Origin of the sequence: Vibrio ishigakensis (genome assembly GCF_024347675.1) — a bacterium.
Lineage (GTDB): Bacteria > Pseudomonadota > Gammaproteobacteria > Enterobacterales > Vibrionaceae > Vibrio > Vibrio ishigakensis.
Window position 1 is genome coordinate 1,412,911 of sequence record NZ_AP024882.1, and the last position, 13,722, is coordinate 1,426,632.

Annotated in this window: 12 protein-coding genes; 3 read left to right on the forward strand and 9 right to left on the reverse strand. The window is 46.0% G+C overall.

Features of this window, described 5'->3' with window-relative positions:
• Positions 1-17 precede the first annotated feature (17 nt).
• A complete protein-coding gene (locus Pcarn_RS20270) occupies positions 18-533 on the reverse strand; it encodes an NUDIX hydrolase (protein ID WP_261836134.1) in 516 nt (171 codons plus the stop codon).
• Between the two features lie 276 nt (positions 534-809).
• On the opposite strand from Pcarn_RS20270, the gene Pcarn_RS20275 reads away from it, so the two are divergent.
• The 3 genes from Pcarn_RS20275 (at position 810) to Pcarn_RS20285 (ending at position 4,455) form a co-directional block, all read left to right on the forward strand.
• Entirely contained in the window at positions 810-2,474 is a 1,665-nt protein-coding gene (locus Pcarn_RS20275) for an ATPase RavA domain-containing protein (RefSeq protein WP_261836135.1), read from the forward strand.
• 10 nt (positions 2,475-2,484) lie between these two features.
• Entirely contained in the window at positions 2,485-3,930 is a 1,446-nt protein-coding gene (viaA, locus tag Pcarn_RS20280) for an ATPase RavA stimulator ViaA (protein ID WP_261836136.1), read from the forward strand.
• Between the two features lie 108 nt (positions 3,931-4,038).
• Positions 4,039-4,455: a DUF3592 domain-containing protein gene (locus tag Pcarn_RS20285; protein WP_261836137.1), complete on the forward strand. Its 417-nt coding sequence runs from the start codon at positions 4,039-4,041 to the stop codon at positions 4,453-4,455.
• Positions 4,456-4,524: 69 nt separating this feature from the next.
• On the opposite strand, the gene Pcarn_RS20290 is transcribed toward Pcarn_RS20285, so the two are convergent.
• The 8 genes from Pcarn_RS20290 to Pcarn_RS20325 all read right to left on the reverse strand — a co-directional run bounded on the left by Pcarn_RS20290 (position 4,525) and on the right by Pcarn_RS20325 (position 13,676).
• Entirely contained in the window at positions 4,525-5,010 is a 486-nt protein-coding gene (locus tag Pcarn_RS20290; protein WP_261836138.1) for a hypothetical protein, read from the reverse strand.
• 18 nt (positions 5,011-5,028) lie between these two features.
• Positions 5,029-7,158, reverse strand: a complete 2,130-nt coding sequence (locus tag Pcarn_RS20295; RefSeq protein ID WP_261836139.1) for an LruC domain-containing protein — start codon at positions 7,156-7,158, stop codon at positions 5,029-5,031.
• A gap of 193 nt (positions 7,159-7,351) precedes the next feature.
• Positions 7,352-7,993: a sugar transferase gene (locus Pcarn_RS20300; protein ID WP_261836140.1), complete on the reverse strand. Its 642-nt coding sequence runs from the start codon at positions 7,991-7,993 to the stop codon at positions 7,352-7,354.
• 14 nt (positions 7,994-8,007) lie between these two features.
• On the reverse strand, positions 8,008-9,171 hold the full coding sequence (locus Pcarn_RS20305) for a glycosyltransferase family 2 protein (protein WP_261836141.1): 1,164 nt from the start codon (positions 9,169-9,171) through the stop codon (positions 8,008-8,010).
• Complete coding sequence (locus Pcarn_RS20310) at positions 9,171-10,256, reverse strand: glycosyltransferase (RefSeq protein ID WP_261836142.1); 1,086 nt, start codon at positions 10,254-10,256, stop codon at positions 9,171-9,173. The genes Pcarn_RS20305 and Pcarn_RS20310 overlap by 1 nt, the downstream gene beginning before the upstream one ends.
• Positions 10,257-10,430: 174 nt before the next feature.
• On the reverse strand, positions 10,431-11,846 hold the full coding sequence (locus Pcarn_RS20315; protein ID WP_261836143.1) for a GumC family protein: 1,416 nt from the start codon (positions 11,844-11,846) through the stop codon (positions 10,431-10,433).
• Positions 11,843-12,946: a glycosyltransferase gene (locus Pcarn_RS20320; RefSeq protein WP_261836144.1), complete on the reverse strand. Its 1,104-nt coding sequence runs from the start codon at positions 12,944-12,946 to the stop codon at positions 11,843-11,845. Before Pcarn_RS20320 ends, Pcarn_RS20315 begins: the two co-directional genes overlap by 4 nt.
• Entirely contained in the window at positions 12,939-13,676 is a 738-nt protein-coding gene (locus Pcarn_RS20325; RefSeq protein WP_261836145.1) for an acyltransferase, read from the reverse strand. Before Pcarn_RS20325 ends, Pcarn_RS20320 begins: the two co-directional genes overlap by 8 nt.
• Positions 13,677-13,722: the final 46 nt, after the last annotated feature.

Here is a 13,722-nt window from a genome sequence, read left to right on the forward strand (position 1 = left end):
TTTGCTTTGTTCGTTTTTCACAGTTTGCCACACAACATGGCTTTTGAAACAGTGGCAATTGTCTTGGCGTCAGTAACACGCTCGTCTTGTATCATTTTAAGAAGGTCCGCAACAGGAACTTTTTGAACCTCAATTACCTCATCTTCATCTTGGGTAAGGCTATTGCTTAGAGAGAGCTCTTCAGCAACGAACAGATATTGAACTTCGTTGCAAAAACCTGCCATAGGAGTCAGTTTTCCTAGGCTGTGCCATCTCTTCGCTCGATAGCCCGTTTCCTCTTCAAGCTCACGTTTCGCTGCGGGAAGTGGATTCTCGCTTGGCTCTAACGTGCCCGCTGGAATTTCTAGTAGCCACTCTTTTAATGACGGGCGATACTGGTTAAGTAGCAGAATTGTTTTATCGTCAAGCTTGGCCAATATAACTACGGCGCCGGGGTGATCGACTGAAGTGTGAGCAGTTGACACATTATTGGGTAAAGTGAGGGTTTCCTCGGTTAGGGCGAGGTTTTTCCATTTATGGATAATTTTGCGCATAAAATCCGGTCGAGAAAGGGAATTATTGTAGAGATTATATGTCTTAGATCACGCTTTTGCTCTTGACTATAATCAACAGGTAATCGCACAAACTAAAGCATTGATCTCTATTGTTAAATCCCATTTATGGAATCTAAGTTTACGCTGTGATCAATCTCTCGTTAACTTGGTATACAGCGGTTAGTTAAATGAAATCGAGTTCATTTGTAGTTTTCTGTTGTAACATGTTGTTAACTTGGATATAAATTTAAGTAACATATCAAATGGAGTGTAGTAATGATGCAGCCTAGTCGCGTTTCACATGCAGAGCGCGCCCTGCGTTCTGAGCGGATCGATAAACTCGTAAAATATTTATCCGACGGCGTATATGAACGTGAACACACCATCAAACTCTGTCTACTCGCAGCACTTTCTGGTGAAAGTGTCTTTCTTCTCGGCCCTCCAGGCATCGCAAAAAGTTTGATTGCAAAGCGTCTAATTAACGCGTTTGAGAGCAGCACCTATTTCGAATATCTGATGACTCGATTTTCTACACCTGAAGAGGTGTTTGGTCCGCTAAGCATTCAAGAGCTGAAAGATAACGGCCGCTATGTGCGTCTTACTGATGGCTATCTACCCAAGGCGAATGTGGTTTTCCTCGATGAGATCTGGAAAGCAGGTCCAGCAATTCTGAACACTCTTCTTACGGTCGTTAATGAAAAGACCTTTAAAAACGGCAACGACATCGAAAAGGTGCCTATGCGCCTATTGATCTCCGCTTCTAATGAACTGCCGGATGAAGACAGCGGTCTTGAGGCGCTTTATGACCGTATGCTGGTTCGCATCTTTGTTAACCGTATCCAAGATAAGCGCAATTTCTTCAGCATGCTTACTGTTGGCACCACTCAAGAGGCGGAAGTGCCTGATGACCTTAAGATCTCCAATCAGGAATACTCTGAATGGCTGAGCGAGCTTGACCAGTTACCTTTGAGTGAAGAACTGTTCGACAAACTTTATCTACTGAAAAGTATGCTTGAGGAGCGTCATCAAGAGTCTGAAACTACACTTAAGGCGGATGACTTGTATGTCTCTGACCGTCGTTGGAAGAAGGCGGTAAAACTTCTTAAGGCCAGTGCCTTCTTTAATGGACGTCAGAAGATCAATGCCCTTGATCTTATCCTTATCCAAGACTGCCTATGGAACAGCCCTGAATCTCGAGTGATAGTGCGCGAGGTAATGCGTGACTTTGCACTGAACCATGCGTTTGGACAGAGCGATATTCTACATGTTATCGAGAGCAGTAAACGCACCCTAGAAGATGTGCAGTCTGAGATTGAAGTACAGAACAGTCTTCAAGTCGCTCATGAGGCCGCTGGTGGCTTGCTTCGCAAAGAGGGTTTTAAGCTGAATCTTGATGACTGGCGCGTGCACAAGGTTGGTCCAACCGGAAACTTAGTTAAGTTGGTTCTGTTGCAGAGTAACCTCTCGGTGTCAGAACATGAGAAAGGCGATTCACGTTGGGTTTATGTTCCACACAACGACCTAGTGAAAGTGGTTTCTCAGGGCGGTGGTGATGTTTATGGCTACGTAAACCAAAATACCAATATGGTTTCTCTAAAGCTTGCGTTGGATGCAGATGACAACCTAGTGATTAAAGACATCGCGAATCGCTCCGTGCTAGTGGGTCTTGTTACCAACAAGGGCCTAGATGTAGAGACCCATCAGAAATGGCACGGGCTGGCGAAAAATGCGGTGGATGAACTCGAGAAAGCAGAGCTTACCCTTACTAAGGTGCGCTCAGATTTTCATGGCGCACTGCCACACAACTTTATCGAACCTGAACTTCCAACTGCGATGGAGTCCGGACTTCAAAACCTGGCTGATTCTTTGGTTGCGGCTCAAAGCCAATCTAAGAAACTGGCTCAACGTATTGGCTTTATGGCCGATTACTATTCTGAATAAGGTGTTATAAATGCTCGGTGTAGACGCCCTTAACTTAGCGATATCGGTAGCAGACTCAGGCATGGTTGAGAGTGCGGTGAACGATCTTATTGGTCGTAGCCAGGTGCTCATGGCTTCAGAAAAGCCGGGTATGCAGGCGTCGATGAAGAACCACGTTTTTAAGTGGCGTAAAACGGTGAAAAGACGCATTACTAAGGTGTGCGAGACCGAGCAGATCCAAGAAGAGTTGGCGCTGTATCAAGAGGTGATTCACTGGGATGAAGCCCAGTTCGATCAGGACATCAACTCAATCGTTAAGAAGCTTGAGAAGAAGAGTAATTTCTATTTTCAGGGTAAAAAACTTTTGGATAGACAGAAAAAGACACCAAACCCTATGTTTGCGCACTTCTTCTGTGATCAGTGGTATCAGTCCCTTTATAACGCCATCAAACAACTTCAGCTTAATGAGTTAGAGCAGGATAAGCAGAAGTTCCTCGATGACCTATACAATCGCATGGAAAACATGAAGAACATGCGTCAGTTGGGTGGAGAGGGCGATGAAGCGCAATTAGGGCGCCTATGGGATATGGCGGCGGCCAAGTTGTCTCGAACCGATGTTAAAACCATGGCGACCTATGCCAAGTTTTTACGAAAGCACAGTGGTCTTAAAGAGATAGCCAATGAACTGGGTCGTATGGCGAATCAAGTGGACGATCCGGATCTTCAGATCACACCGGCTGCCGATTTTGAGGTAGTGGAAGAGCACTCTGACGAGGCCACGGATGATATCGTGGGCATCCACGAGAGCGATGATCTTAGCAAGATGCTACCCAATGAAACTATGTTTCTTGCCTATCCGGAGCTTGAGGTTATTTTCTACAAGCACCTAGTCGATAAGCGGTTGATGAACTATCGCACCTCGGGTAAGGCACGCACCCTACGTAAGATAAATGCGCAAACTCCTGCCCATAGCGATGTAGAAGTCGAGAAAGGTCCGTTTATTGTCTGTGTGGATGCTTCTGGTTCCATGAGTGGCTTTCCAGAGCAGTGCGCTAAGGCTATCGCGTATGCTCTGATGCAGATTGCAATGGCTGAAAAACGTGACTGCTATGTAATCTTGTTTTCTACAGAGCAGATCACCTATGAACTAACCAAGAAGGATGGATTGAGAGAGGCGAGTGATTTCTTGTCCTATACCTTCCACGGCGGTACAGACTTTGAGCCCGTGCTTGAGACCTGTATTGAACTCATGCACAGCGACAAATACCGCAACGCCGACATGGTTGTGCTGTCAGACTTCATAGCACCTAAGCAGTCCGATGAGATGATAGCTAAGGTAGAAGACCTGAAAGCGAAACACAATCGCTTCCATGCGGTGAGCCTTTCAAAATATGGTAACCCTGATCTTCTTGAGATCTTCAGTCACAACTGGAGTTATCACCCTGGTTTAGTCGGGCGTTTTGTCCGTAAATTCTAATTTTAAGCCCTGAGTAATTGCTCGGGTCTTTTCTTATCAGCCGTTTTTGTTGCCTTAACATTTAGTTAGTTTATAGTATCGTGTACCAAAAAATATTTGTGATTCGAAATGACAATAATAAAAGGTCTGCTGATTTGCTTGCTGGGACTTGGAGCCATGTTGTTTGGCGCTAAATCTGTGGTATATAACTCTACTTTGATGGCGTTTGGTCACCAAACCTTAGGCAAGATCGTTTCTTTTGACGAACTCCATTCTGAGGGAAAGCGGCTGTATAGCGCTGAAGCTGAGTTTGAGATTGCGGGTAAGACCTTTAAAACCACACCCGAAAACTACGTGTTGAAACGTCGCTTTCGCACCCACGATTATGTTCTGGTGACCTATCTACCACACGACCCTAATTATTCAAAGATCAGCAGTGATATTAGAGTTGGCAATGTCGCTTATCTCCCGATGGGAGTGGGGGCTTTAGCCATGTTGTTTGGAGTAGGGCTCGCGACAGGACGGGTTAAGAGAGTGGATGGGTAGATAATTCGTACACTGCGAAACGGCGCCATATTGGCGCCGTTTTGCTTATAACCTAAGTAAAAGCTTAATTTAGTAGTAGAAGCTTGGGTCATCGGCAGTGATCAGTTTTTGTAGCGGTTCACTGCCATCGAAGAACCATACCTCAGCTAGGAGAACTTGATTCTGTGATGGAAAGGTCAGCTCCATGCTTGCTTTGCCGTCTGCCAGTGGCGTACCAGAAACGCGGTGACGGTAGTCAGGTTTGAACTCACCTCCTTGCTCATCAAATTCTGAATAGATGGACAAATATGCTTTGTCAGAGGTCAGGGCGCTGATGTCTACATCTACAGTCAGTTGCTCTGTCGGGTCGTAATTAAAGTCATCCGGTACAACCAGTTCTGATGTCTTGCGGGTTTCAGCATTTTCTTGTGTTGGCGTGGTTACTTCCGCAGTTTCAGTTACTGTTGGGGTGGATGAAGAGCTACCTCCGTCCGAATTGCTAGAGCCACCTGAGCCACCGCCACATGCTGTTAGTACGCCAAGAGAGATAAATGATAGTGCGATATGTGATTTCATAACTAAATTCCTTTTCAATTATTGATAGATTTTTGAAGCTCTGCCGCGGTTGAATTTGTGCCAAGTTTTCTTGCGCTCACCACCTGATTCAGCGAACTCAGCAAACTCTGGGTAGGTTTGAACTAGGTCTTCACGCTCCACTGGCCATTTCCATTCTTCAACAATCAGTAGTGCCCAAGGAAGGTTGTTAGAGGTCTTGAAGTAGCGTCCTTGAGACGGGTCACTGGTATCGACACCTAGCTGCCATAGCGCTTCTTGATTAAATTTCTCCGTTGGTGCGGTATCCGCTAGATGAACCTCCCACTGACGACCTGGGTGGTACGGCAGACCTTCACCGTGGTAGTAACCTGGGGTCGCGAAGATAAATGGGTCGTACGGCGCAGCCATAGTGTTATTTACTTCTGTGGTTCGAGCAAACGAGATGTGTAAGTCAAACGCGAACTTCTCGTTTTCTTTACAGTCCATACGTGTGCGATAAAAGCGACAGTCACTGGCATGTTTATCTAACAGGTCATTAGCTACGATAAAGATTGCCTCGTTAGCGTCGAGCTCTAAGCCAGAATCTACTTGTAAATCTCCATTGTGGTACTGGCGAGTAAGTGTGGTATCGATGTCAGCGCTTAAGATGCCCGGTAGGCGCACTGCAAAACCGTTGTGATAATCGGCGCCAACAGCGGCTAGTCGTCCTTGAACTCGTGATTTGACCACCTCGCCGTCACGCAGTATCTCTGTAATGCGGTAGTGCATGACCACATCATTCATGTCGTAATCTGCGGTATATGGCCAGTTATCTTCATAGGCCAAGGTTGCATAGCCTTGTTCACTTGGGAAGTAACGTACACTGATACCCTCACCGGTCACATTGATTGTATAATCTTCTACTTCACCAGAGGTAGCGCCACCAAAATAGTCCAGTCCAGTTTGCTGACTAAAGCGGAATCGAGCCCAGGTACTGCCGATTGCTGCGTTAGCTGGCACAGTAAAGTAGAGTGGATTGTTTCCTTGGTCTAACTCTGCGTCCTGGAACACATGTTCGCCTTCATCATCAAAGTCACCGTCTTGGTTCCAATCAAACCATGCTGACAAATAGCCGGAGGTTGAAGCTTGCAGGTTAACAAGTGAATCTAGGCCTGGTTCAATAGCGGTAACAAAACCAACGCCATCTTCATCATTTAGGCCTGTAGAGTTATCGCTAAGTGGGGTAACCATACCGTCCTGCTCTCCATCGGGGGCGGTACCTAGGTAGGTCATGCCGTCGATAGCGTGGCGAGGACCGTTGCTCGCAAGGGTAGTGAAGTAGGAATCTGGCGCGTCACCAAAGTCGATATTAGAGTCTTCATCAATCAGAGGTGCGTTAGCACAGCGAGCGCCGTCGTTTTGAGAAGAAGAAGGACCATCAGCAAACTTCACCGCTGGAACATCTCCCTCAGCAATTTTTGCTGGGTCTGAAAGGTCGATACGATAGATAGCACCGTCTTGGTTTCGTGCAACATAGTAATAGCCGTTTACATCGAAATAGCCTGCGCCAAAGGTACCGGTTTCTCCGGTATCACCAATAGCGGTTGCAGCGCCGGTATTTGGGTCGAACTCGTACAAGACGCCGGAGTTGTTGTCTACGCCATACAGTTTTTCTGTATCCGGGTGGAAGGCAAAATCGGTCAGGTTAACGGTTGCTGTATCGGAGATCATAACCACGTCTAGCACAGCATTTGGGTCGTTATCCAGTGGTGTTAGGTCGATTTTATACATGCCTTTACCTTTGCGGTATAGGTAGTAGTGGCTGTTAAACACATCACCAACATAAAAGGTATAGCCCGTTGGCAGGTTAGAGGTATTAACGATCTCCGCTTGGAAATCCTCACCTAGACGAACGATCTGCTTGTTGCTGGTGTCGTAACCGTAGATGTAGCGACCATTAAAGTCGAAGCCTACGCCGTTTATGTTGGCATCCAAACCTGTATCGCCTTGTAGCAACTGGTTCTGACCGGTCACTAGGTTTACACCATAGACCTGTACAGGGTTTGCTTGAAATAGGTATGCCTTACTTGGACAGGTGTTAAATGGGGCGGCCTGAGTGCTAGGCAAAAATGAGGCTGCTCCTAACACCAGTGCTCCTTGGCATACCTTTGAGATAATGGTTTTGTTCATCTTGATGTCCCTATCATGGTTGTTACTTGTTGTTCACTGATAAGGTTTCAATATGCGTGCCAACTATTTGGTGGCTAATTGAAGGCGTTTTATTTCAATTTGAGAAAGGCACTCTCAATATAAGAATGTGTTTGATAACTGAAAAAAAAAAGCCCACCGAAGTGGGCAAAGGGACAAGGAGAGAGTGATGTCATTAACGGCCGCGACCGTCCACCATTATGATCAGAGTTTTAAAGGCGATTGATAGATCTGTTATCAACCAAGTGGTTAGGTTTGCGTGCGAGAGCGCGTAGCTGTGGTCATAACCAACCTTAGAGCGAACGTCTTCAATACTGGTATCGTAACCTTGGTTTACCTGTGCAAGACCTGTAATGCCAGGCAGTACGCCATAGGTTCGGTCAGCGAAGAATGGAATTTCTGTCTCTAGGGTTTGGTAGAAGCTTGGTCGCTCAGGACGAGGGCCAATCAAAGACATCTCACCTTTTAATACGTTCATTAGCTGAGGAAGTTCATCAAGGCGAGACTTTCTTAAAAAGCGTCCTACGGCTGTGATGCGAGGATCATTTTCTGTTGCCCATACCGCGCCCGATCTTGCCTCTGCGTCTTGATACATGGTTCTAAATTTTATGATTTCAAAAAGCTGCATCTGCTCGGGTGTAGAGCGGCCTACTCGAAGTTGTTTGTAGAAGATAGGGCCTCGCGAGTTGATAGCGATAGCCAGAGCGATAAATGGAAACAATGGTAGCGTAAGGAGTAGAACCAGACCTGCGCCTGCAAGGTCAAACACGCGCTTGGCGGTGCCTACATTTTTATTGCAATTAGTTAAAGCGTACATAAGAAATTCCTTTTCTAGTGTTTACGGGCTAGATAGCTAAGGCCACCGATCAAATTGGCTGTATGACCAGATAGCAAATAATGAATTAGTTGTAGTGGTTTAAACTTCAGAACGACTGGTGCTGCCACACCCAAGATACCTGTGAGATATATAGAGACCTGTCCCCAGAACAGCCATTGAAAAGGGGTTACTTCGTATAATGCAAGGCTTGTGCCTAGACATATCAGCATCAGGTAAGGGGTGAGTAGGCGAAGTCCTTTCCCAGAGAAAAAAGCGAATGCGATAGTGCGAAACTTGGGATGGAACAGTTTAAGTAACACCAAGGCTTGCTGCATATTACCAGCTGAGATACGAAGGCGACGCTTAAAGTCTTGCGTAAGGTCCGTTGGTTCAAGCTCAGTTGCAACTACATTGGTTTCATAGTGCGCCTCATAGCCTTTACTTACAATCTGCATTGGCAGAATGAAGTCATCATTGATGGTGTTGTCGTCTAGAGTCTCAAACAGTTTGCTTCTAAATGAGTAGAAAGCGCCGTGTGAGCCAATGCTTGTGGCAAGGTCTGCTTCCGCACATTTGATCAAGCCCTGATAGCGCCAGTATTGCTCTTCGCCCTCACTGCCAGCTTGCAATAGAGTGTAGGTTCCGTTCACCACGCCTACATTCTCGTCTTGGAAGTGTTTAGCGCAGACTAAAAGGGCGTCAACCGATACCAGTGCTGAGACATCGCTCAATACGGTTACGTCACTAGTCACCATGCGCATCGCTTGGTTGATTCGTGCGACTTTACCTCGGTTGACTCCATCATCGAAGATTTCAAATAGTGTATCCGAGCAGATGGCTTCTTGTATGGTCATACGCGCAATGCTTGCTGTGTCGTCGCTACAACCGTCGCACAATATGATCACTCTTAATTTATCTCTCGGATAATCCAAGCAAGCAATATTGCGGATTTTCTCTGCAATCCACTCTTGCTCGTTGTAAGCAGGCACCACGAAACTTACTGAAGGTAGATCTTTATCATCGTGCTGAGTTTTGTAATTTCTATCAGAAGTAATCGACTTAGGTTTAGTGCGACTAACCAAAAACTTAAGCAGCAGGGGATAACCGACATGGTGGTAGATAATTAAGAGACTCGCTACAGTGAACAGAGCGGCTAAACCTATTTGCAAATTGGTCATTATGCATACTCCTTCTTAACCGCAAGTTGGGCATATTTTTGCGTCATGATTTGGATAGAATGATGAGTTTGAACATACTCTCGCAGATAATTAGAGTTACCCTGTAACCCTGCTTTGAGCGCTTGTGATAAGCCAATGACGCCTCTATGCTTCACCAGCAGTGAGCCTTGTGGCGCCAAGGTTTCAGAGGTGGCACCAACATCCGTAGCGACGGTGCGACAGCCACATGATTGAGCCTCTAGCGTGGCAAGAGGGAAGCCTTCGCATTGTGATGGCTGACAAAATAGGTCTAGGGCACTGTAAAAATGGTCGACGTGCTCAATTTGCCCTAAAAAATAGACACGGTTTTCTAGACCAAGTGAGCTAGCCAAGTCTTTTAGTTGTTCTTTTTGGCTGCCAGAACCTGCAATCGCTAGGGCGATATCTTGAGGAAGAAAGCGCATTGCTTTGATAAGAAGAGCATGGCCTTTCACCGTCTCTAGTCGACCGGCACAACCCACCAGTGTTTTACCTTGGGGTAAGCCAAACAGCTGTCGTGAAAGGGCTTGAGATCGTGGCTTAAATTTATTGCAGTCTATACCGTTGGTAATGGTACTGATTTTAACGGTAGGGAAGTGACGTTGTAGCTTTTTAGCAACCAAATCAGCATCGGCTACCAGCCTTGGCTTGGCAATCTTTAGCAGCAGCTTTTCAAGCATCTGGTGCTTTGGATTATCTAGGTGCCAAGCATCGTGTTCGGTGTGGATATGGGTGAGGTTCAGTCCTTTTAATGCTAGGCCTGCATAGATAAGAGGCCCGATATGATGAGAGTGCACCACATCCACATCTAAGCTCGAAACAACACTTCTGATCCTTGCACTTAGAGTGAAAGAAAAGCCTGAGTCTTTGTTCATAAAGATGAGCTTGTCAGAAAAGGCTTCCAGTCTTGGCCAAGCTTCAACAGCTTCTTGTTTGTTTCCTTCAAGGCTTAGGATATAGGTGTCCCCTGAGCCTGTTCTTAGCATCTCTAATGCCAAACTCTCTATACCGCCAGGGCGTAGATGTTGAACTATGTGTAGGCTTCGTCCTTGATTTAGTCGCTTCATGATAAGCTCCTCACTTTCCTTTGCTTTAGGTATTGCAGGAGCTGTGCCAACTAAATGATTGGATTTTGGCTGATTTTTTCTCATTTTGAATTTGAAAACGACAAATTGAGAATCAATAGAGACAAAACTCCCAGCGCTTGGCTGGGAGTTTTGTATTGGCTGGGTGTTTTAACTTTAGTAAGTTTGAGTGAGGACCAGCACCTTTGGCGGTGCTTTAATATCTCTTGGATTGCGTACGGTGGAATCAAATAGCTCCATTAATATAGCCAGCCCAATTCCAAGTCCAATTCCCGCAAATACTCCAGCAATAACGAATATTATCGAAGGGAGGTTTGATGGTCTGCTCGGAGTATAGGGCCTATCGATAATTTTAACGCGCTTAGACTCTTCAAATTCACCCAGCGAGCCGGTCAGTTGAGCCATTTCGTAACGCTGTACCAGTTCTTCATATAGCTGCTGTTTAAGTTCTACATCGCGCTTTAATCTGTGGATCTGTTTAACTTTATCACCAAATCCTTCTGCTACTTTCTCTTGCTTTTCAATCATGGTTCGGAGAGTAGCGGTTTCTTCTTTTAAAGACTCATAGCGGCCGCGAACTTCTTGTAGACTCTGCAATTGAGACATAAGGAGGGGCTGTACCGAGCCAGAAATCTGCAGCTTTTGACTGCTGGCCATATCCCACAATTGATCGCTGTTTAGGGTAGGCGTGTCGGAACTCAAAAGCAGGGTGCGCTCTTCCTCTAAGCGATCTAGTTCTCGCTGCTTAGCTTGCACCGCACTGTGGTTATCTGTGTACTTGGCGCGAAGCAGCGTAAGCTCACTGCGGTTCTCAATGATCCTCTCTTCTATGCGGCCAATCACAGGATTGGTCTTGGACAGTTGTTGATCTAAGCTACCTAAACTTTTGCTCACACCCACCAGTTCCGCTTCTTTTTCGGCAAGGGTTTGCTTTAAAGAAGCGATACGCGAGTAGGTTTGCGATTGAAGCTCAGGGGTAAGCGCTGAGTGCTGATTGGTATAGTCGGCCAGAGCTTGCTCTGATTGCTGAAGTTGGGCAAATCGTTGGTCAATATGCTTTTTTAGAAACTGACTTGAATCACGGATAGAAGAGCGCTCTGGAGCTAGAAGCTGTTCGATAAAATGGGTGGTAATGGACTCAAGCATCTCCTTCATTCCCTCAGGATTGGATGAGGTGTATTGGATCTTTAGAAGATCCTTACCCATCTGATTGACCCTAAGGTGCGCGGCAATATTTTGGATGACTCGCTCTTTTTCCGCTTCCGTCGTGTTTTCGTTGATTAACCCTTGTTCCAAGGCAACTTTTTGCAGGATGTGGCGGCTTTTTAATAGAGTCTGCACCGCATTTAGACGCTCATTAAGCATCGCGGATACCGCTATGTCTTGCAGAAATGGATTCATCTTAGCGGTTTCTTGGATAAGCATGCTAGTGTGCGCGGTGTAAGAGAGCGGTGCTAACTTAGAGACGCCAAGAGCTACAAATGGCAATACCAAGATAGGCACAACAATCACCCATCTGCGACGCCAGGCTGCCAAGAAGATAAGCAAGAATCTTTGCTTTAGTTCACTCATAGTGCCTCCAACAAGGTGTCTAGGTAATGAGATTTGTTCTCCCAACTGTGCGCTCTGGCAATCTCAGGGTTTGGTGCAGTCAGTTGGCTAGGACTTTGTAGCCACTCAACGATTTGTTCTGCGCTTTGGTAGATGTTTAACTCACTACTGTATATATCAACAGCTGGATAGCTTGAAGTGATAATCGGTGTACCGGCAGTTATATACTCTAATAATTTCAGAGGGTTACAGGCTTGTATCTGTTCGTTGTTTTTAAAGGGAAGCCAGCTTGCTCTCCAGTTTTGTACATAGCTAGGTAATTCATGGTGAGGTTTGGGGCCAAGTAGGTGAATATTATCTAACTCTTTAAACGGATTATCAGATAGCTCATTTTTGCCAATAAAGACGAAATCCCAGTTGGGCATATACTCGGCAACTGTGTTGATAAGCTCGTAATCAAGCCACTCAGACAAACTTCCGTAGAATCCAACTACAGGTTTAGAGCTTGGAAGATCGGCAGCGGGCTTTACCTTGGTATTAAACAGTTCAAAGGAAACGCCATGCTTTAATAGCTGGGTTTTTTCTTTGGTGAATCGAGTGCGTAGTACTTCGCTGGCGGTGAGTACTAGATTGGCTTTTTGGGCTAACTTTTGTTCATGCTTTGCTACCGTTTTGTGGTCTACACCTGCAAGGGCTGAGAAGTCATCGCCACAGTAGTAAACGTTGGCCGACTCGTTTAACTCACCGCATAGGTCTGCAGTAGTAGGCAGTGATGACCAAAGGATTGGGTTTTTAAGCTGGTGTCGCTCAATAAGACTTTGAAGTTGTCGCTTCATTAACCATTTAGCCAAGACACGCTCTGCACTGCCGCTTGGCGCAGGTATGGTCTTAATATTGACCACCTTGATGTGGCTAGGTACATGACTTGTAATACTTGAAGTGGCTGAAGGAAGAAGTTTGTTCAAAGCACGGCGGGCATCTTTTAGTGACAGTTTTGGTTTACGCAGTCCGATAGAATTGACCCATAGGATCTTGCGCTCACTATTTAAGTGAGTAATCAGATGTTGAGTGCTCGAGGGAAGACCACCGAAGTCTTCACCAAATACGATAAGATCACGCATCTTGAACCTCCTTTTGGTCACCTGAGATATCCTTGATGACCTTCGCTGGGTTACCCGCTGCAATAACGTAATCAGGGATATCCTTGGTGACTACACTGCCAGCGGCGATGACTGCGCCTTTTCCTATAGTCACACCGGATTTAACTATGACATTACTTCCAAGCCAGGCGTCTTTCTTTAGATGGATCTCTCCGGTTTGGTTTAGGGTGTCAGGCATACCTCGTGCGCGCGCGTTTGCATCGATGGGATGACCTGAATATCCAAACAGGTTACATCCACCGGCAATACGCACGTTATCTTCAATAATGACCCGACTGCTGACAGCGATGGTTACCTGCCAACCGATGCCGACATTGTTACCAATAAAAAGCAGAGGCTCTGGATAGTGGCTACTGGCTGAAAAGGTGGTTTGTCCGGATATACGGCAGTTGTGCCCAATCTCTATATTTAGTGGGCCGGAAACAAAAGGTGTTCCGGTATAAAGAAGGAATTGTTTGCCTACACGGTTGCAGCGACCTTTGAATGCGGGTGTGTAGACCAGTGCTTGTGTGAAGAAGGTCATTGCCGAGCTCAGGGTTTGATATCCTATGCGCACTGCCTTGCAATACAGTATAGGTAGAGGCAGGTCTGCGGTTCTCATCGATTTAACCAGATTAAACAGACGGCGCTTCATGGGACTGTCGCCTTGTTTTAGCCAAGTCTTAAGCTGATGTTGAGTGAAAAGAGTCATTCGTCGTCCTTGATATTTCTTGTTTCCTACCAAGGGTGTTACATAA